Here is a 19,044-nt window from a genome sequence, read left to right on the forward strand (position 1 = left end):
ATTAAATTAATTTAGATAAAGCCTCTGTTAAAGATTTCCGACTATATTTTTGAAGTCCAATTGGATGAACTTTTAAATTATTATTTTGAAAAGCACTATAATGACTTAATATAATCGATTTTAGTTTTTCATAATCATGATACGTAAAATAGTTTCCGGTATTGGTTTCTTTGATAATTTTTTCAACATCAGAACCCTCCGGCCCTATGGCAATTATAGGTCTATTTGAAACCATATATTCAAATAATTTCCCAGGAATGATACCTTTAGTTTCCTCGGAATCTATTTCAATTAACAATAATAACTGTGATTTTTTTTGATATTTAATAGCTTCATTGTGTGAAACATATCCTAAGTCATTTACATAATCACTTAAATTATTTTTTTTCAAGGTTTGTAAAACTTCATTGCTAATTGCACCAATAAAATTAAGCTTAAAATCTTGCGCAAAAGATTTATTTTCATCAATTAAATCCCTTAAAACACGCCACAAAACCTCTGGATTTCTTTTTGATAATAATGAGCCAATATGAGATATCGTAAATTTTTCATCCATTGAAAAAGGCTCGATAACTTCATAATCATATCCATTAGTAATAACTTCAATGGGCGTGTTTGTCATGTTTTTGAATTCCTTTTTGGTATTAAAACTGGTTACAATAATTTGATTGGCTGTATTTAAAACCTCTTGCTCTAAGGCCTTGTGTTTTTCGGCTGAAGCTTTAGTTAATTTGAGCTGTTTATGGTAACCAATAGTTGTCCAAGGATCTCTAAAATCTGCCAACCATCTTACGCCTAATTGATTTTTTAGTTTCAAACCAATTAGATGCAAACTATGTGGTGGCCCTGTAGTAATTATAGTTGCTATTTGCTCTTTATTAATAAAATCAGAAAGAAATGCAACTGAGGGCTTTACCCAAGCAACCCGAGCATCTGGTATAAAAAAATTACCTCGAACAAATAACATTATTTTCTCAATAATACTTTGTCTTTTTTCTTCAGAAATAATGCCTTTACTTACTTTTTTAGAAGTTTTTTTTGAAAATATCCCCGCTAACTTATAAGGTTCTTTAATTGGTTGCTTTAAAATAGTTACCGATTTTGAAACTTCAGAAATTAAACTATCATCTATTAAAGGATAGCTTGGGTTTTCTGGAATATAAACCACAGGCTCTATATTAAAATCTGGTAAATATTTTACAAATTTCAACCAACGTTGAACGCCCGGACCTCCTGCAGGTGGCCAATAATAAGTTATTATGAGTGCTTTTTTACGCACTTTCTTTGGTGTTAATTTTAAATTCGTGAAATAATCCTAAAACTAATAAAACACCCAACAAAATGGAACTAGCTAAAGCAATTGTACTACCGGTTTTTACAACTTCGGGATCAAATTTAAATTCGATTGTATGGTTTCCAGCAGGAATTTCCATGCCTCGTAATACATAATTTACGCGCGTGTGAATAGTCTCTTTTCCATCGATAAATGTTTTCCAACCATTGCCGTAATAAATCTCAGAAAACACTGCAAAACCTTCGTTTTTATTTTTAGATTGATACTTTAGGTAATTCGGTTTATAATCTAAAACAGAAATAGTTGCTGTAGAATCTACTTTGTAATTTTTCGATTTAAAATTGGCAGTTTCGGATGTTGGTTTTGTAAAAATTGCAACATTTTTATTATCTAAACTATCTAAAAGCGATATTTCTTCATTGGCATTTGGCACTTCTTTTAATGTTTTAACAAACCAAGCGTTACCATTAGCTTCTTTATTTACATAAGGCACGATGTTACCTTCATTTTCAAAAATAATATACTTCGTATTCAACATATTAAGCACATTAATATTGTTTTTTGAAATGTGAAAATCAAATAATTCTCTGTATCGTTTTAATTCTGCCGCATTATAACCATTTAATGAATTATGAAAATACGATGGTTTTGAAGGCCCTGAAACCAAATCGTAAACTCTAAAATGGGTATTATCTTTTAAAATTTCTTTATCAACCGCATTCGCTTCAAAGGGTTTATTTACTTGAATGGCAGATACAAAATCGTCATTATTAACATAACGCCTATCTACTCCAACTAAATCAAATAAAATAAGAACACCCATAGCTACAATTACCCACTGTTGCTTTAATTTGTCTTTTAAAAACAGATAAATAACACCTGCCGAAAGTAAAACTAAAACGAATGTTCTAAGTGTATCGTTGGTAAAAAGCGTTTTTCGATCTTCTTTTAGAGCGTCTACAAAAGCCTGACCATAACTCTGGCGATAAAAGCCATCGTTTACACCAACAAAATCGAAAAGGGTCGATTTTAAAAGTAAAAACAACAGGGCTACCCCACCTGTAATGGCTGTTGCATATTTTAATGCTTTTAGCTTTTCTTCTTCCTTTTCAAAATTATTAAATAATCTTACCAATCCAAATACAGCTAAAACAGGAATACACAATTCTAAGATAACCTGAATAGAAGTAACCGCTCTAAATTTGTTATAAAGCGGTACATAATCTATAAAGAAATTGGTTAAAAACTCTAAATTTTTTCCATAGGATAATAACAATGAAAATATCGTACCGCCAACCAGCCACCATTTTAAGCGGCCTTTCACTAAAAATAACGCAAATACAAACAAAAATAATATAACAGCGCCTACATAAGCAGGTGCTTCAACAATGGGTTGATTGCCCCAATACATGGGTGCGCGTTTCACCTCTTGAGCAGCTTGACTTGTCGTTGCACCTAATCGCCTAAAAGCATCATAAGTGGCGGTATCTTTCCCTATATCTTCACCATTGCCACCTCCCATAAATCGCGGAATAAACAAATTAAAAGTTTCGGCAAATCCGTAACTAAATTGGGTAATATAGTCTTTATCTAACCCAGAGGTTACTTCTTTTGGTGATCCATCGGGATTTATAGTTAATTCACTTTTACCACGTGTACTCTCTTTTACATATTCTTTAGTTGCTAAAATATTTGTGGCATTTAAGGCTATTGAAAGTATTACTGCAAGCACTAATATCCCAACAGATTTAAAAAAATGTGGTAATTGTTTTTTATGAAACGCATCTACTAAATAAGCAATTCCTAATATTATGATTAGAAACATAAGGTAATACGTCATTTGAAAATGATTCGCCACCAACTCTAACCCCATGGCTATTGCTGTTAGCAAAAACCCTACAACATATCGCTTTCTAAAAGTTAAAATAATACCACTTAAAACCAAAGGCATATAAGCAATAGCGTGAGCCTTACTGTTATGACCAACACCTAAAATTATTATTAAATACGTTGAAAAACCAAAAGCCAATGCTCCAATGGCTGCTAGTTTAAAATCAACTTTTAAAACCAATAAAAGCACATAAAAACCAAGCAGATAAAGAAATAAGTAGTCGGCCGGTCTTGGTAAAAACCTAAGCGTTAAATCTAATTTTTTAATATAATTATGCGGGTATTTAGCTCCTAATTGGTAGGTTGGCATACCGGCAAACGCACCGTTTGTCCAGTAAGTTTCCTCGCCTGTAGCGGCTCTAAAATCGTTTTGTTGCTTACTCATGCCTATGTATTGCATGATATCGCTTTGAAAGATCTGTTTTCCTTCTAAAACTGGACTAAAATAAGCAATAGACAAGGCTACAAAACCTATAATTACTAATATATGAGGAAGTATTCTTTTTATTGAAAATTGCATGAAAGTATTTTATAATGATTGCGAAAATTAGTCAATTTCTTCGTAATCCACATATTCCCCAACATCTTTATTTGAAGTTTTCATGTTAGGCATTTTGTCTATGGTAACTTCGCCTTCTTTTTTAACATTTTTTTCATGAGGTCTTTGCTGAAATTGCCCAAACTGCGCTCCAAATTTTTGTTCGGCTTTTTTAGCAATATATTTTAAAAGTAAAGGTCCAAAAAGTCTTGAAAGAATCTTAACTCCGTAATAAATAAGGAGAATTATTAAAATCATTCTAACCAAACCTGTTAGAGATGCTTGTTGTAACATACTTGATAATTTTTAACAAAAATACAATTCTATATGTTTAAAAAACGTTGAATACTGATAAAAAAAGTATAAAATATCTATATTTGAAAAGCCTTAACGGGTGATTTTTAAAAATATCAGTTAATTTATTTTACAGTAAGCTAATCCACAAATGATTATGAACCCAATAAAATCTACCCTATTCCTCTTCATTTTTTTAACCATTAATCTCACTTTTGCTCAATATACCGATGTTATAAACTCTAACAGACCAGGAGTTTCAAGAAGTGCCTTTTCAGTTGGTACCAATGTAGCGCAATTCGAGGTTGGACCTTATATAGTTAAGGAAAAACGCACCCCTATAACAGCTTATGAAGTATCTGGTTTTGGTGTCGATTTTGCAGCGCGATATGGTTTTTTATTAGAACAATTAGAATTAAATGTAGAAGGTTCATTTCAAAGCGATACAAAAACATACACCTCTAGTATTTCTGCCGATGATAAACGTGCAAACTTTAAATTTGTAACCTTAGGTGCTAAATATTTAATACACGATCCCTACAAAGGTGCCGAAGACGAAAAGCCAAATTTATATAGCTGGAAAGCAAACCATCGCTTTAAATGGAAAACATTAATTCCTGCTGTATCAATATATTTAGGTGCTAATTACGACACCAAAAACAACCCATATACGGCGCCAGGAATTGAAGGATTTAGCCCAAAAGTTATGTTAGCCACACAACACAACTTTAATGGTGGCTGGGTGTTTGTAATGAACCTGATTAAAGATAGAATTGGCACCGATCAATCCGATTTTGAATACATTCTTACCCTAACGCATTCCTTCAATCCTAAATGGGCCATTTTTGCTGAAACCCAAGGTATAAAAAGTGACTTTTATGCCGACAACCTTTTTAGATTGGGAGGTGGTTATTTAGTGAGTAAAGATTTTCAATTAGACACAGCTGTAACTTTAAACACAAAAGATACGCCATCTGTTTTTGGAGTTAATTTCGGAATGTCTTACAGATTAGACTTTCACAAAGACAAAGAAACCGAGATAGATAATGGCAACTCTGCTTTAGAAGAAGGTGAAAGAAAATCTAGAAAGAAAAACAAAAAAGATAAATCTGCCGAAGAAGATAGCATTAAAAAGCAAAAAAGAGACGCTGTAGATTTCGACTAATTAAAAGGACTTCCAACTGAATATGATAACAATTAAAGAAGTAAAAACTAACAAAGATTTAAAAGCATTCGTTAAGTTTCCATTCAAATTATATAAAGATTCAAAATATTGGGTCCCTCCTATTATTCGTGAAGAACTAAAAACATTTAGCAAAAAAGAAAACCCTGTGTTTAATGATGCTGAAGCAACGCTTTTCTTGGCATATAAAAATAATGAAATTGTTGGTCGCGTTGCAGCTATTATTAATTGGTCAGAAGTGAAAAACCAAACCATTAAAAAGATGCGTTTTGGTTGGTTCGATTTTATTGACGATTTAGAAGTTTCTCAAACTTTATTCAATAAAGTTGAAGAAATTGGTAAACAACTTCAATTAGAATTTACTGAAGGGCCTGTAGGATTTTCAAATTTAGATAAAGTTGGGGTTATGACCGAAGGATTCGATTCCATAGCTCCCATGGTTACCTGGTATAACCATCCGTATTACATAAAACATTACGAAAATGCTGGTTATAAAGTAGAGAAAAAATACTCAGAAAGCAGATTTCCTTTTAAAAACGTAAAACCTGAATTCTTTCATAAAGCACAGGAATTAATTAAAAAAAGATATCAGCTTAGAGTCTTAAAATTTACAAAAACAGAAGAGGTTATGCCTTATGCCGATAAAATGTTCGATTTGTTTAACGAGAGTTATGCATCATTATCGTCTTTTGTTGCCATAACCGATATTCAAAAACAATATTTTAAAAAGAAATTCATCAGTTTTATTAATCCAGAATACATCAAATTTATAGTTGATAAAAACGATGATTTAATTGGCTTTGCCATTGTTATGCCTGGATTCGCTAAGGCTTTACAGAAAATTAACGGTAAATTATTTCCTTTGGGTTTCAGACACATTCTACACGCGAAAAAACATAGTAAAGATGTTATTTTCTATTTAATTGGTATCCATCCAGACTACCAAAATAAAGGTGTTCACGCTGTTATTTTTAATGAATATTATAATACGTTTACCGAAAAAGGAATAGAAACCTGTTACCGAACACCAGAATTAGAAGACAATTATGCCATTCATCAAATATGGAAACATTTTTCTCCTGAAGTTTATAAAAGACGTTGTACACTAAAGAAAAGCATCCTATAAAATTGATTTTTATCAATTTCATCGATTTAATGGTCTAAAAATTAAAAGATTAAGTTCAATAATCATCATTTTCTTTTAATATTTAAATTTTATTTGCAATATTTATAAAATTTTTTTGACAACCCTAACTTAACGAATCTATACATGAGACAATTTTTATATTGTATGCTTTTATGTCCATACCTAATTTTTAGTCAAGTAGGTATAAAAACAACCAATCCAAAGGCACAACTTCACATAGTTGCCTCCGATTCTCTATTGCCTTTAAATACAGATGGTTTAATAATTCCAAGAATCGATGAGTTTCCTGCCGTTAATCCAACAATAGCACAAGACGGCATGTTGGCATACGTTACGGGAGCAGGTTCGGTTTCCAGCGGATTTTATTATTGGCAACAATCTATTCCTGCTTGGGTGCCATTTGTAAAGAAAATTGATGATTTATTAGATGGTAAATCTGATAATGATGGTACAGACAACGGTTCTTCTATTTTTTTAGGTATTAATTCTGGAGCTGCCGACGATGCTACAGATAATAAAAACATAGGCATCGGCTTTAATTCTCTGGAAAGTAATACGAGTGGAGAAAACAATATTGGTATTGGAGTAAATACACTTACCAACAATACCACAGGTAGAAATAATACAGCTGTTGGAAGCTCTGCCTTAAGAAATAATACGACTGGAGAATCTAATGTTGCATTTGGAAATTTATCACTAGTAAAAAATATTGCCGGATTAAATAATGTGGGATTTGGAAATCAAACATTAAGACTCAACGTTTACGGAAATAATAATACAGCCTTAGGAGATTATGCAGGTAAAAGCTTAGATTTTGATTCTGTTACGACTAACAATAATGACAATAATGTGTTTGTAGGAAGTGGTGCAGGTAACTCGGATGTTACAGCTCAACAAAATGTTTATATAGGCTCACTGGCAGGCGGTGGAGATTATGATGCTGTAAACGTAAGCGGTACAGCAGAAAATAAATCTGGAAACATTTTTATTGGCTACCGTTCTGGATACGATGAAACGGGTAGCAATAAATTATATATAGAAAACTCGGATAACGACAGTGATAACGCACTTATTTATGGCGAGTTCGATAATAATATTTTAAGAACAAATGGCGAATTACAAATTGGTAATCCTTCAACTACGGGTTATGCCTTTCCTACAGCCGATGGTACTGCAAATCAAATATTAGTAACCGATGGCAACGGCCAATTAAGTTTTCAAAACAATACTCCATTGAGTAGTTTTTCATTAGTACGAGCCAGAATGACTGCTTCTCAAACTTTAGTAGATGGTTCACAAAAGCTTCTTTTTAATACAACTGACTTTGATTTAAATGGAGAATTTGACACAGCAACTAATTCATTTATAGCTGATAATCAAGGTTACTACAGCATTAGTGCTAAATTTTCTACTGATACACAAACAAATACCACCACATATACTTTAGGTATTTATGTTAACGGGGCCTTATATGAAAGCTTTACTCAAAATCATTCTGGAAGCGGAAGAGTAACAAGACAAATATATGCAATCGTAGAACTTTCAGCAAATGATACTGTATATATAGGTGTAGATACTACTGCAACAGGCGCAGGTACTAGTGTTTTAAATAATAATACACGTACAACTTTTACAATTGAAAGAATTCGACAAATAATTAACTTTATTAAAACAAAAAATCCGATTCATTTGAATCGGATTTTTTTTTTATTCTAATAATTCAGATCGTCTTATTGTCCCATAGCAGCAGCAACCGAAGCAGACAAACGTTTATAAGTACCGTTATCTAATCGTGCTCTAATAGCATCAAAAGCATCTAAAGTAATATTAACATCTTCTAAAGTATGCGTAGCCGTTGGGATTAAACGTAATAATATTAACCCTTTTGGAATTACCGGATACACTACTATAGAACAGAATATACCGTAATTTTCACGTAAATCTTTAACTAAAGCCATAGCTTCTGGTATACTTCCTTTTAAATATACAGGGGTTACACAACTTTGTGTAGTTCCTATATCGAAGCCACGTTCTTTAAGACCCGATTGTAATGCATTTACGTTTTCCCATAACTTATTTTTAAGTTCTGGCATGGTTTTAAGCATTTCTAAACGCTTTAAAGCTCCCGCTGTTAAAGTCATTTGCAATGACTTAGCAAACATTTGTGAACGTAAATTATATTTTAAATAATCGATTATTTCTTGGTCTGCAGCAATAAAAGCACCTGTACTAGCCATAGATTTTGCAAAGGTTGCAAAATAAACATCGATACCATCTTGTACTCCTTGCTCTTCTCCTGCTCCTGCTCCAGTAGCACCAAGCGTTCCGAAACCGTGAGCATCATCAACTAAAAATCTAAAATTGTATTTTTCTTTTAAAGCAACAATTTCTTTAAGACGTCCTTGCTCTCCTCGCATTCCAAATACACCTTCAGAAATAACTAAAATACCGCCTCCTGTTTGTTCGGCCATTTTAGTAGCTCTCTCAAGATTTTTCTCTAAACTTTCAACGTCGTTATGTTTGTAGGTAAAACGTTTACCCATGTGTAAGCGAACACCATCAATAATACAAGCATGCGCATCAACATCGTAAACAATAATATCATCTTTACCAACTAATGCATCAATTGTAGATAAAATACCTTGATAGCCAAAATTTAAAAGGTAAGCGGCCTCTTTTTTAACAAAAGCTGCCAACTCATTTTGAAGCTTTTCATGTAAATCTGTATGACCAGACATCATTCTAGCTCCCATAGGATATGCTGAACCGTATTTCGCGGCTGCTTCAGCATCAACCTTTCTTACTTCTGGATGATTTGCTAATCCTAAATAATCATTTATACTCCAAGTAATGACTTCTTTTCCTTGAAATTTCATTCTGTTAGAAATCTCTCCTTCTAATTTAGGAAAAACAAAATAGCCTTCGGCTTGAGAAGCCCATTTTCCTAACGGACCTTTGTCTTTATAAATTTTTTCAAATAAATCTTTCATTTATTAATTCTTGTTGCTATTAAATTAAGACATAACTACAAACTAAAATCGCTTTTTGAGAAATCCACTATGTTTTTATTGAATTATTATAAAAGTAATTGTTCTTAGTTAGTTCGTGCAAAATTAATTATTTAAATTCTTAGTACATAATTTTTGTACTCCAATTATTTACAAAATAAAAAAAAGAGATAACATTTTGTTAATAACAAATATTATCTCTTTAAATATTTTTAAAAACGTATTATTTTACGTATTGAATTTTTTGTGCTGATGCTTCATTAACGCTATCAAAGAAGCCTTGTTCCTGCATCCATTTATCGCTAAAAACTTTACTCATATAGCGAGAACCGTGATCTGGGAAAATAACAACAACATTATCTGTAGCCTTAAATTCGCCTTGTTCATCTAACTGCTTAATCGCTTGCATCGCTGCGCCCGATGTATAACCAACAAACATGCCTTCTGTACTGGCTAACTCCCTTGCTGTATGTGCACTTTCTTCGTCTGTAACTTTTACAAACTCATCAATTAAATCGAAATTAGTTGCCGTTGGAATTAAATTTTTACCTAATCCTTCTATACGGTATGGGTAAATTTCTTTCTCGTCAAACTCTCTAGTTTCGTGATATTTTTTAATAACAGAACCAAAAGCATCAACACCTATAACTTTAATATTAGGGTTTTGCTCTTTTAAATATTTAGCAGTTCCTGAAATAGTGCCACCTGTACCGCTACAAGCTACTAAGTGCGTAATTTTACCTTCTGTTTGTTTCCAAATTTCTGGTCCTGTAGACTTATAATGTGCATCAATATTTAACTCGTTGAAATATTGATTAATGTAAATAGATCCTTTAGTTTCTTGGTGTAAACGTTTTGCTACTTCATAATAAGACCTCGGATCTTCGGCAGCAACATGCGCCGGACAAACATATACCTTCGCTCCCATTGTTTTTAACATGTCTATTTTATCTGGTGAAGATTTAGAGCTTACTGCTAAAATACATTGGTAACCTTTAATGATGCTTACCATAGCGATACTGAACCCTGTATTACCAGAGGTCGTTTCTATTATGGTGTCACCCGGTTTTAAAATGCCTTGTTTTTCTGCTTGTTCTATAATGTGAAGTGCTATTCTGTCTTTAGAAGAGTGTCCAGGATTGAAACATTCAACTTTAGCGTAAAAGTTCCCTTTAAAGTTAGAAACTATCTTATTAAGTTTAATAAGTGGCGTTTTACCTATTAAATCTAATACATTATCAAAAACCTGATTTCTATGTTTCATAAATGCGTTTTATAAGCCGCTCTCATATTAAAAACGTAATATTTTTGCAGCCTAAAATCTGTCAAAAATAAAACTTTTTTTTTTATTAACAGCTAATTCCTTCTAAATCTAATAAAAAAGCATATTCTAATGCAACTTCTTTTAAGCTTTCAAATCGGCCCGAAGCCCCACCATGCCCAGCATCCATGTCTGTAAAAAGCAATAATTTATTTGAATCTGTTTTATGGTCTCTTAGCTTAGCTACCCATTTTGCCGGTTCCCAATACTGAACTTGTGAATCGTGTAATCCTGTTGTAACTAACATGTTAGGGTATGCTTTAGCTTCAACATTGTCGTAAGGCGAATAGGATTTCATGTAATTATAGTATTCTAAATCGTTAGGATTTCCCCATTCGTCGTACTCGCCTGTTGTTAAAGGAATGGTTTCATCTAACATGGTGGTAACCACATCAACAAAAGGAACGGCTGCTAAAACACCATGATACAATTCTGGATTCATATTTATAACAGCCCCAATTAATAATCCGCCAGCAGACCCTCCATAAGCATATAAATGTTTTGCTGAAGTATAATTTTGCTCGATTAAAAATTTAGAACAATCAATAAAATCGTAGAATGTATTTAATTTTTTTAGCAATTTTCCATTTTCATACCACTCACGACCTAAATATTCTCCGCCACGAATGTGGGCTATGGCATATATAAATCCGCGATTTAATAAACTTAAACGTACCGAGGAAAAAGAAGGATCGATTGTTGAGCCATAAGAGCCGTAAGCATATTGTAATAACGGTCTCGTACCGTCTAATTTGGTGCCTTTTTTATATACTAAAGATATGGGCACTTTTACGCCATCTCTGGCTGTTGCCCAAACACGTTTCGACTCGTAATCTTCTTTTTTGAAATCGCCACCAAGGACAACCTGCTCCTTTTTAATTTCACTTTCTTTGGTTTTAAAATGATAATCGATAACCGAGCTTGGCGATGTTAAGGAGTTAAAACCATAACGCAGCACATCACTGTCGAAATCGGGGTTGTTACCTATATAAGCCGTGTAAGTTTCACTTTGAAATGGCAGGTAGTAATCTTCTGTGCCATCCCAACTTATAATACGTATGTTATTTAAGCCATTTTCACGTTCGTTAACGACTAAATAATCTTTAAAAATTTCAATGTCTTCTAACAAAACAGCATTTCGATGCGGAATGACATCTTCCCAATACTTTTGCTCGGTTTTGCACTCATGTGTTTTTTGAAGTTTAAAATTTGTTGCACCATCGGCATTAGAAATTATATAAAACGTATCATTATAGTGTGCAATACTGTACTCTAAATCTGGTTTACGCTTTTGAAATAATTTGAATTTACCATCAGGTGTATCTGCATTTAGAAATCGGTATTCTGAAGACAAAGTACTTGTTGCGCCAATAACGATGTATTTTTTCGACTTCGTTTTATATACAAAAGTGTCAAATGTTTCATCTTTTTCATAATAAACCTCGATATCGTCCTGCGGATAGGTATGCAGTTTATGTGTGAAGATTTTATGCGATCTCAGCGTTACTTCATCTTTCATACAATAAAATAACGTTTCATTATCGTTTGCCCAGGTAGAACTGCTGGTGGTGTTTATAATTTTATCTTGATAAACTTTACCAGTTTCTAAATTTTTAATTTCAATAGTATATTGTCTACGGCCAATAACATCGGTTGAAAAACTGGCTAATTTATTATCTGGACTAATAGAAAAACTGCCTAAATTAAAATAAGCATGCCCTTTGGCCATTTCGTTACAATCGAATAAAATTTCTTCAGGAGCATCTAAACTATCTTTTTTACGCGTGTAAATTGGATAATCCTGTCCTTTTTCGAAGCGAGTTAAATACCAATAGCCATTTAATTTATAAGGAACCGATGTGTCATCTTCCTTTATTCTGGCTTTCATTTCCTCGAATAAATCTTTTTGAAATGCTTCTGTATGCAACATTTCACTTTTTGTAAAGGTGTTTTCGGCATTTAAATAATCGATAACTTCTGGATTGTCTCGATCGTTTAACCAGTAATAATTATCTATTCTAACATCATTATGAATGCGTAATTCTTTGGCTATTTTTTTTGCCACCGGAGCGTGCGCTCTAAGTTTTATATCTGTCATTTATCGAAAATTATTCTTCGGGTGGGCAAAAATAAGCCATCAGGATAAATAATGTTAAACATTTTCCTTTTAAATGCTTTTTATAATTGAATTTTTAAATTTGCATAACAAAAAAAATTAAAACTATGTTTGGAGATTTAATGGGTAAATTGAAAGAAACCCAACAAAAAGTAGAAGCCACTAAAAAGCGTTTAGATACTGTTTTAATTGACGAGTCTAGTGCCGATGGAAAATTAAAAATTACTTTAACTGCCAATAGAAATATTAAATCTATTGAAATGGCAGATGATTTATTGGAAGATAAAGAACAATTAGAAGATTATCTTATACTTACACTAAATAAAGCGATAGCTAAAGCAACCAATGTAAATGAAGCCGAACTTGCAGCTGTTGCTAAAGAAGGCATGCCTAATATTCCAGGAATGGATCTCTTTAAATAGTATTTCACTATTTAATTGTAATATTTTCTATCGTTTTTAACAAAACTTCATGCATATTATTAGTATAGTCTAGGTGCGTTACCATGCGTAATTTACCACCGCCCATACTAATAATATGTATGTTATTTTTAACAAGTTCTTCTATAAAACGGGTTTCATTAACATCATCATTCAATTCGAAAATAACAATATTGGTTTCAATAGTTTCTACCGATTTTATAAACGCTAATTTTTTAAGCGCCTCGCCTATTGCTTTCGCTTTTTTATGATCTTCTTTTAAAAGTTCGATATGATTGTCGAGTGCATACAAGCCAGCAGCCGCCAAATACCCTACCTGCCTCATGTTGCCACCAAATATTTTTCGAATACGTATGGCATTTTTCATAATAGGCCCATCACCTATTAAAACAGAACCTACGGGACATCCCAAACCTTTACTTAAACACACCGAAATAGTATTAAAAACAGCACCATAATCTTTAGGAGTTTCTGGTTTTTCAACCAGGGCATTCCAAATGCGGGCGCCATCTAAATGAAATCCTAAGTCGTGCTCGATACAAACCTGTTTAATTTTTTTAATTTCTTCAAAATCCCAACATGCACCACCGCCTTTGTTGGTTGTGTTTTCAATTTCAACTAAACTTGTTTTACTGTAATAAAAAGCATCCGGGTTTATGGCTTCCTTAACTTGTTTTGCTGTGAACATGCCTCTATGCCCATCAATTAATTTACAAGAAACACCGCTGTTAAAAGATGCGCCTCCAGATTCATAATTATAAATGTGTGCATATTTATCGCAAATTACTTGATCGCCTGGATTTGTATGTAATTTAATGGCCGTTTGGTTTGCCATGGTTCCACTCGGAAAAAACAAGGCATCGGTTTTTCCAAACATTGTTGCCAAGCGATTTTCTAATATATTAACTGTGCTATCTTCCTTAAAAACATCGTCTCCAACTTCGGCCTGCATCATCGCTTCTAACATGGCTTTGGTTGGTTTGGTAACTGTATCGCTTCGTAAATCTATTTTCATTTCAACTTTTTTATAAAACTAAAAAATTATGGCAACAATTGTTTCTTCCTCCTCTTATAAATTATATTTTTGCTTAAAATAAATGGAATTATGATAACTTCCGATCAAATTAAAGATCTAAATACCCGCCTTGAAAAACTAAGGCACTATCTTTGACTTAGATAGAAAAAAAATAGAAATACAAAACGAGGAAGAGAAAAGTTTCGATCCTAATTTCTGGAACGATCCAAAAGCTGCCGAAACCATTATGAAATCACTTCGTGTGAATAAAAAATGGGTTCAAGACTACAATTCGGCGAAAACTTTAGTGGAAGATTTAGAAATACTTTACGATTTTTATAAAGAAGGAGAATCTTCTGCAGAAGAAGTAGAATCGCAATACGATAAAGCCTTTACGCTTCTGGAAGATATCGAATTTAAAAACATGTTGTCTGATGAAGGCGACAGTTTAAGCGCGGTGCTTCAAATTACTGCTGGTGCAGGTGGTACCGAAAGCTGCGATTGGGCGAGCATGCTTATGCGTATGTATTTAATGTATGCCGAAAAAAGTGGTTTTAAAGTGAAAGAACTCAACTTTCAGGAAGGCGATGTTGCTGGTATTAAAACCGTGACTTTAGAAATTGAAGGTGATTTTGCTTTTGGTTGGTTAAAAGGTGAAAATGGTGTACACCGTTTGGTACGTATTTCGCCATTTGATAGTAACGCGAAACGCCATACTAGTTTTGCTTCGGTTTATGTGTACCCGTTGGTTGATGATACCATTGAAATTGAAATAAATCCTGCCGATATTGAAATTACTACCGCGCGTTCTAGTGGTGCTGGCGGACAAAATGTGAATAAGGTTGAAACCAAAGTACAATTAACCCACAAACCAACAGGTATTCAAATTCAGTGTTCTGAAACTCGTTCACAACACGATAACAGATCGCGTGCTATGCAAATGCTGAAGTCGCAACTCTATGAAATTGAACTTCAAAAACAAATGGCTCAACGCGAGGATATTGAAGCTGGTAAGATGAAAATTGAATGGGGTAGCCAAATTAGAAATTACGTAATGCAGCCCTATAAATTGGTAAAAGATGTGCGGACAGGCCATGAAACAAGTAATGTTGATGCTGTTATGGATGGTCAAATAGGGCCGTTTTTAAAAGCTTATCTCATGATGATGGGACAAAAAGAAGAAGACAATAATAACTTATGACATTAATAAAAACAATTATTTTTGACTTAGGTGGGGTTTTAATAGACTGGAATCCCGAATATGTTTTCTTAAAAGCCTTTCATGGCGACAAAGAAAAAACAAAGTGGTTTCTCGATACTATTTGCATCAGCGATTGGAACGAAAACCAAGACGCTGGATATCCATTAGAACAAGCAACAAACGATCTTGTTGCAAAATTTCCAGAATACGAAAATTATATTCGCCTGTTTTACGGCAATTGGGAAAACATGTTAGGTGGTGAAATATCGGGTACGGTAACTATTTTAAAACAATTATTGGCGATAAAAAAGTACAAAATCGTTGCTTTAACTAATTGGAGCAGCGAAACGTTTCCTATTGCTCAAAAACGTTTTGAATTTTTAAATTGGTTTGAAGGAATTGTTGTTTCGGGTGATGAAAAAACAAGAAAACCGTTTAAAGCGATTTACGATATTACTTTAGAGCGTTTTAATATATATCCGGAAACTTCTTTATTTATTGATGATAATTTAAGAAATATTGAAGCCGCAAAATCATTGGGAATTCATGGAATTCACTTTAAAGATCCAGAAACACTTATCAATCAACTAAAAACATTTAATATCGCTTTATAATGATTAAAATTTATCACAATAACAGATGTACAAAATCCAGAAACGGATTAGCCCTTTTAGAAGCTTCAGGAAAAGAATTTGAGGTTATTAAATATCTTGAAAATGTTCCAACCAAAGCCGAATTGGAAAACATTGTAAAATTGTTAAAAATTAAACCCATAGATTTAGTTAGAAAAAATGAAGCCGTTTGGAAAAGTGATTTTAAAGATAAACATTTAAACGACAACCAAATTATTGAGGCCATGATTAACAACCCAAAACTTATTGAAAGACCTATTGTTATAAATAATGATAAAGCTGTAATAGGAAGACCAACAGAAATTATAGAAACTATTATTTAACATTGTTTAATCTTATTGATAAATTCTTTAACAAAATATTAACCAAGCACGATTAAACTTTCCTCTAATTTCGTAGTCATAAAACATAAAAAACGACTATGTTCAAGAAATTAGCAGGTTTATACCTCTTCCTAATTTGCATTAATATTACAAATGCGCAACCCTCAGCACCCCAAATTAATACCGATAAAAAAGTTATAATTTCAGGTAAAGTTATAGATAAAGACAACAAATTACCTTTAGAATATGCATCGATTGCTTTCTTTAGCAAAAGTGAAAATAAAATAGTAGACGGTGGTATTACCGATGCTAAAGGAGAATTTAGTATTCCTGTTAAAAATGGCACATACGATATTCAAATTGAATACATTTCATATAAAAAGTTTACTCTTAAAAATCAGGTACTAACAAAAAGTAAAAATTTAGGGACTATCGAATTAGAGATAGACTTGGGTACTTTAGAAACCGTTGAAATTATTGCCGAACGTACAACGGTAGAAATAAAATTAGATAAAAAAATATACAACATAGGTAAAGATTTAACCACTGCGGGAGGTACCGTGAGCGACGCATTAAACAATGTCCCTTCGGTTGCAGTCGATGTTGAGGGTAGTATTAGTTTACGAGGAAACGAGAACGTTAGAATTCTTATTAACGGTAAACCTTCGGCCATGGCAGGTTTTGGCGATACCAACATATTAAGTCAGTTGCCTGCTGAAGCGATTGAGCGTGTTGAAGTTATTACGTCACCTTCAGCCAGATACGATGCCGAAGGAACAGCAGGAATACTAAACATCATTTTAAGACAAAAAGAAACTCTGGGCTTTAATGGTTCTTTAAATTTAACCCTAGGAAACCCAGACAATGCGGGTATTTCGGCAAACTTAAATTACCGAACCGAAAAATTTAATTTGTTTTCTAACTTAGGTTTTAGATATTTTAACGCCCCCAGAAATAGTTATAGCGATACCAATTATTTCGACAGAATTGTTAATGGTTCAATACGAACTCCAGAATTTGAAAAAATCATAGAATCCGAGGAAGTCACGAGGCTTAACAGAAATTATAATGCCAGTTTAGGTATGGAATATTTCTTGTCTGATAAAACATCGGTTACCGGAACTTTATTCTATAGATATGGTGAAGATGCCGATTTATCTCTAAACAACAGTAATCGTTTCAATAACAATGCTTTAGAAGAAAGAACACTAAGAAGTGAAAAGCAAGATGAAGCAGGCGATAATTATCAGTTAGCATTGAATTACATTACAAAGTTTAATGATGATGGACATGAATTAACGGCGGATTTTCAATATGAAAACGGATCGGAAGAACAAATTACCTCCATAAATGAAGATTATTTAGAAACAAATCAAGCCAATCCAATACCTTTTCAAAGAGAAAACATATTACAAACTGAAAAGGATAACGAATATTTATTTCAAACCGATTACATTTTACCATTAGGTAAAGATTCTAGATTTGAAGCAGGATACCGCGGAAATTTTAGTAACAAAATCACTAATTATACGTTAAATCAAGAAGATTTAAATTCGGGTAATTTTTTTGTAAACGACACCATTTCTAATGTGTTTGATTATACACAAAACGTAAACGCCATCTACACACAATACGGTACTAAATTTGGTGAATTTTCATTTTTATTGGGTCTGCGTTTAGAAAATACCGAACTTAACGGTAAAATTGATTCAAAATTAACCAATGAAGCATTAGAAAATGCCTTTGGTTTTCCTATTGATACCGAATTTAAAAACAATTATTTAGGCTTATTCCCTACCCTTAATTTAATATATAATCTAGGCAGTAGCGATGATGTAGAGGAAAGCATCACTTTGGGTTATAACCGAAGAGTTAACAGGCCTAGAAGCTGGTATATTAATCCATTTCCTTCGCGATCTAGTAGAACCAACGTCTTTCAAGGAAACCCCAATTTAGAACCTGCCTTTGCAAGTGCTTTCGATTTAGGTTATTTAAAACGTTGGGGGAAATTTACTTTAACAACTTCAATTTATTATCAACATGAAACGGGTTCGTTTGAACGTATTCAGGAAAATACCGGTTTTCAAACAACAGATGGTATTGATATTATTAGAACCATTCCGGTTAACTTATCGTCAAATAACAGAACAGGTACCGAACTAGGCATGCTTTACAACCCAGCTAATTGGCTCCGATTAAATTCAAGCTTTAACTTTTTTCAGTTTGAGAAAAAGGGATTTTTTAATGACATAGATTATGGGGTTAAAAACACCAGTTGGTTTGCTCGTTTTAGTAGCAAAGTAAGTTTACCATCAAATATAGACTGGCAAACAAATGCTAACTACATAGGTGCCAGTGAAGATGCACAAACTAGAAATAAGGGTATTTTTAGTCTCGATTTAGCTTTTAGTAAAGAGCTTTTTAATAATAATGCGACTATATCGCTTAATATTAGAGACGTTTTTAATTCAAGAAAAAGAAAAAACTTAACAACAACCGAGTTTTTTGAAAGTTACTCAGAATCACAATGGAGACAAAGACAAGTAAATATCTCGTTTATGTACCGTTTTAATCAACAAAAAAACAAATACGAAAGAGATCGTGAACAAAATAATGGAGATGATATGGAATTTGAAGGATAA

The 19,044-nt window shown here is 33.0% G+C and carries 15 protein-coding genes; 8 read left to right on the forward strand and 7 right to left on the reverse strand.

Going from position 1 to position 19,044, the window contains the following annotated elements:
• Position 1 precedes the first annotated feature (1 nt).
• The 3 genes from AW14_RS11875 to AW14_RS11885 are packed head-to-tail and all read right to left on the reverse strand — an operon-like array spanning position 2 to position 4,016.
• The gene (locus AW14_RS11875) at positions 2–1,279 is read right to left on the reverse strand and encodes a glycosyltransferase (RefSeq protein ID WP_044639012.1); all 1,278 of its coding nucleotides are present in this window, start codon (positions 1,277–1,279) and stop codon (positions 2–4) included.
• Complete coding sequence (locus AW14_RS11880) at positions 1,272–3,704, reverse strand: YfhO family protein (RefSeq protein ID WP_044639013.1); 2,433 nt, start codon at positions 3,702–3,704, stop codon at positions 1,272–1,274. The genes AW14_RS11875 and AW14_RS11880 overlap by 8 nt, the downstream gene beginning before the upstream one ends.
• A 27-nt stretch (positions 3,705–3,731) precedes the next feature.
• Positions 3,732–4,016 (reverse strand): DUF4834 family protein, encoded by a 285-nt coding sequence (locus AW14_RS11885; RefSeq protein ID WP_044639014.1) that lies wholly within the window; start codon positions 4,014–4,016, stop codon positions 3,732–3,734.
• Positions 4,017–4,173: 157 nt separating this feature from the next.
• On the opposite strand from AW14_RS11885, the gene AW14_RS11890 reads away from it, so the two are divergent.
• The 3 genes from AW14_RS11890 to AW14_RS11900 all read left to right on the forward strand — a co-directional run bounded on the left by AW14_RS11890 (position 4,174) and on the right by AW14_RS11900 (position 8,062).
• The gene (locus AW14_RS11890) at positions 4,174–5,181 is read left to right on the forward strand and encodes a transporter (RefSeq protein WP_044639015.1); all 1,008 of its coding nucleotides are present in this window, start codon (positions 4,174–4,176) and stop codon (positions 5,179–5,181) included.
• A gap of 22 nt (positions 5,182–5,203) precedes the next feature.
• The gene (locus AW14_RS11895) at positions 5,204–6,325 is read left to right on the forward strand and encodes a hypothetical protein (RefSeq protein ID WP_044639016.1); all 1,122 of its coding nucleotides are present in this window, start codon (positions 5,204–5,206) and stop codon (positions 6,323–6,325) included.
• Between the two features lie 144 nt (positions 6,326–6,469).
• Positions 6,470–8,062, forward strand: a complete 1,593-nt coding sequence (locus tag AW14_RS11900) for a C1q-like domain-containing protein (protein ID WP_044639017.1) — start codon at positions 6,470–6,472, stop codon at positions 8,060–8,062.
• 14 nt (positions 8,063–8,076) lie between these two features.
• Here the strand turns inward: AW14_RS11900 and AW14_RS11905 are convergent, their stop codons facing one another.
• The 3 genes from AW14_RS11905 to AW14_RS11915 form a co-directional block, all read right to left on the reverse strand.
• The gene (locus AW14_RS11905; protein WP_044639018.1) at positions 8,077–9,336 is read right to left on the reverse strand and encodes an aminotransferase class I/II-fold pyridoxal phosphate-dependent enzyme; all 1,260 of its coding nucleotides are present in this window, start codon (positions 9,334–9,336) and stop codon (positions 8,077–8,079) included.
• A gap of 241 nt (positions 9,337–9,577) precedes the next feature.
• The gene (locus AW14_RS11910) at positions 9,578–10,618 is read right to left on the reverse strand and encodes a PLP-dependent cysteine synthase family protein (RefSeq protein ID WP_044639019.1); all 1,041 of its coding nucleotides are present in this window, start codon (positions 10,616–10,618) and stop codon (positions 9,578–9,580) included.
• Between the two features lie 85 nt (positions 10,619–10,703).
• Positions 10,704–12,773 (reverse strand): S9 family peptidase, encoded by a 2,070-nt coding sequence (locus AW14_RS11915; RefSeq protein WP_044639020.1) that lies wholly within the window; start codon positions 12,771–12,773, stop codon positions 10,704–10,706.
• A gap of 125 nt (positions 12,774–12,898) precedes the next feature.
• On the opposite strand from AW14_RS11915, the gene AW14_RS11920 reads away from it, so the two are divergent.
• The gene (locus AW14_RS11920) at positions 12,899–13,213 is read left to right on the forward strand and encodes a YbaB/EbfC family nucleoid-associated protein (RefSeq protein WP_044639021.1); all 315 of its coding nucleotides are present in this window, start codon (positions 12,899–12,901) and stop codon (positions 13,211–13,213) included.
• 7 nt (positions 13,214–13,220) lie between these two features.
• Here AW14_RS11920 and AW14_RS11925 read toward each other — a convergent pair whose 3' ends face one another.
• Positions 13,221–14,246: a threonine aldolase family protein gene (locus AW14_RS11925; protein WP_044639022.1), complete on the reverse strand. Its 1,026-nt coding sequence runs from the start codon at positions 14,244–14,246 to the stop codon at positions 13,221–13,223.
• A gap of 90 nt (positions 14,247–14,336) precedes the next feature.
• Here AW14_RS11925 and prfB point away from each other — a divergent pair.
• From prfB to AW14_RS11945, 4 genes are all read left to right on the forward strand, one after another.
• Positions 14,337–15,447, forward strand: a protein-coding gene (prfB, locus tag AW14_RS11930; protein ID WP_154662154.1) for a peptide chain release factor 2 whose coding sequence is annotated in 2 segments (ribosomal slippage) — positions 14,337–14,399 and positions 14,401–15,447 — 1,110 coding nt in all. Because the reading frame shifts where the segments join, the coding sequence is not laid out codon by codon here.
• Complete coding sequence (locus AW14_RS11935; protein WP_044639024.1) at positions 15,444–16,061, forward strand: HAD family hydrolase; 618 nt, start codon at positions 15,444–15,446, stop codon at positions 16,059–16,061. The genes prfB and AW14_RS11935 overlap by 4 nt, the downstream gene beginning before the upstream one ends.
• Positions 16,061–16,402, forward strand: a complete 342-nt coding sequence (gene arsC, locus AW14_RS11940) for an arsenate reductase (glutaredoxin) (RefSeq protein ID WP_044639025.1) — start codon at positions 16,061–16,063, stop codon at positions 16,400–16,402. Before AW14_RS11935 ends, arsC begins: the two co-directional genes overlap by 1 nt.
• Before the next feature lie 98 nt (positions 16,403–16,500).
• On the forward strand, positions 16,501–19,044 hold the full coding sequence (locus AW14_RS11945) for an outer membrane beta-barrel family protein (RefSeq protein WP_052647495.1): 2,544 nt from the start codon (positions 16,501–16,503) through the stop codon (positions 19,042–19,044).

This window comes from Siansivirga zeaxanthinifaciens CC-SAMT-1 (assembly GCF_000941055.1).
Classification (GTDB): Bacteria; Bacteroidota; Bacteroidia; order Flavobacteriales; family Flavobacteriaceae; genus Siansivirga; species Siansivirga zeaxanthinifaciens.

Excerpts from the sequence above, each read along its gene's own strand:
- AW14_RS11880 (WP_044639013.1), bottom strand. The coding sequence starts at position 3,704 with ATGCAATTTTCAATAAAAAGAATACTTCCTCATATATTAGTAATTATA.
- AW14_RS11885 (WP_044639014.1), bottom strand. The coding sequence starts at position 4,016 with ATGTTACAACAAGCATCTCTAACAGGTTTGGTTAGAATGATTTTAATA.
- AW14_RS11890 (WP_044639015.1), top strand. The coding sequence starts at position 4,174 with ATGAACCCAATAAAATCTACCCTATTCCTCTTCATTTTTTTAACCATT.
- AW14_RS11895 (WP_044639016.1), top strand. The coding sequence starts at position 5,204 with ATGATAACAATTAAAGAAGTAAAAACTAACAAAGATTTAAAAGCATTC.
- AW14_RS11900 (WP_044639017.1), top strand. The coding sequence starts at position 6,470 with ATGAGACAATTTTTATATTGTATGCTTTTATGTCCATACCTAATTTTT.
- AW14_RS11905 (WP_044639018.1), bottom strand. The coding sequence starts at position 9,336 with ATGAAAGATTTATTTGAAAAAATTTATAAAGACAAAGGTCCGTTAGGA.
- AW14_RS11910 (WP_044639019.1), bottom strand. The coding sequence starts at position 10,618 with ATGAAACATAGAAATCAGGTTTTTGATAATGTATTAGATTTAATAGGT.
- AW14_RS11915 (WP_044639020.1), bottom strand. The coding sequence starts at position 12,773 with ATGACAGATATAAAACTTAGAGCGCACGCTCCGGTGGCAAAAAAAATA.
- AW14_RS11920 (WP_044639021.1), top strand. The coding sequence starts at position 12,899 with ATGTTTGGAGATTTAATGGGTAAATTGAAAGAAACCCAACAAAAAGTA.
- AW14_RS11925 (WP_044639022.1), bottom strand. The coding sequence starts at position 14,246 with ATGAAAATAGATTTACGAAGCGATACAGTTACCAAACCAACCAAAGCC.
- AW14_RS11935 (WP_044639024.1), top strand. The coding sequence starts at position 15,444 with ATGACATTAATAAAAACAATTATTTTTGACTTAGGTGGGGTTTTAATA.
- arsC (WP_044639025.1), top strand. The coding sequence starts at position 16,061 with ATGATTAAAATTTATCACAATAACAGATGTACAAAATCCAGAAACGGA.
- AW14_RS11945 (WP_052647495.1), top strand. The coding sequence starts at position 16,501 with ATGTTCAAGAAATTAGCAGGTTTATACCTCTTCCTAATTTGCATTAAT.